General features: G+C 65.7%; 1 protein-coding gene. It reads left to right on the top strand.

Annotated features, from left to right (window positions below; genetic code table 11):
• The coding region (locus KVT45_RS55720) for a hypothetical protein (protein ID WP_217562786.1) at positions 1–236 on the top strand (236 nt) is incomplete at both ends.

Below are 236 nucleotides of genomic sequence, written 5' to 3' on the forward strand. Positions count from 1 at the left end.
ATTCGTGCACGCTCATGGCGCGCCGGGTTGGCGAGGTGTATTCGGCACTGGCCGGGGACGGGGTGTATCCGGATTCCGATGACGTCGCCTTGACCGAGATGCTCGACGAAGAAGCGGAATACCGGAACTCGGTCGAATGCACCGAGGACCGACGGTATCCCCCCGGCCGATTCTCGGACCGGCCGGAATTGGCAGAGGCCCCCCGCATTTCCGGCGGCGCCGGCTTCCGCGAAGAA

Origin of the sequence: Streptomyces sp. GbtcB6 (genome assembly GCF_019091475.1) — a bacterium.
GTDB classification, from domain to species: Bacteria; Actinomycetota; Actinomycetes; order Streptomycetales; family Streptomycetaceae; genus Streptomyces; species Streptomyces hyaluromycini.